Below are 720 nucleotides of genomic sequence, written 5' to 3'. Positions count from 1 at the left end.
CAATCATGTTTGCAGCCGATGTCGCAACGGGCCTTATTGGGCACCTCGTTATGGCGATCAGTGGTGGCAACCTTTACCGTAAAGCGTCATTCCTGTTGGATCACCTAGGCGAGAAAATCTTACCAGAATGGTTCAATATCTCTGAGCGTCCTCATATCTTACGCGGCTTAGCATCAAGCCCATTTGATAGTGAAGGTGTCTACACACAAGACCGCGAGATTATTACTGACGGTGTGCTTGCGACTTACCTGTTGACTAGCTACGCAGCTCGCAAGATGGATATGACCCCAACAGGTCATGCTGGTGGTATCCATAACTGGTTTGTACAGTCTACGGGTCAAAGCTTCGAGCAAATGCTGAAAGAGTTAGGCACAGGTTTTCTTGTGACCGAAGTGATGGGACAAGGCGTGAACACTGTGACGGGTGATTACTCTCGCGGCGCAGCTGGCTTCTGGGTTGAGAATGGTGAAATCCAATACCCAGTGTCTGAGGTGACGATTGCAGGTAATCTGAAAGATATGTTCAATCAAATTGTTGCGGTTGGTAGCGACGTAGAGACACGCTCACAGATTCAAACTGGCTCTATCCTATTAGAATCTATGAAAGTAGCGGGTGAGTAATTCAACTCTCGCAAATCTGAATAATTAAAAAGGGAGCCGCAGGCTCCCTTTTGTTATCTGTCTTCTTACTTCAAGCAAGTTATTTTTCAAACTAGATAAG

Annotated in this window: 1 protein-coding gene; it reads left to right on the top strand. The window is 46.2% G+C overall.

Translation table 11 applies throughout. The features are described 5' to 3' along the window. Positions 1 to 620 (top strand): metallopeptidase TldD-related protein (locus KIV40_RS26760; protein WP_285352217.1); only part of this gene is annotated, 620 nt, incomplete at its 5' end. Positions 621 to 720: the final 100 nt, after the last annotated feature.

The organism is Vibrio sp. D173a, assembly GCF_030248475.1.
The sequence above is the reverse complement of the archived record's forward strand: the minus strand, read 5'-3'. Positions and strand labels throughout refer to the sequence as shown.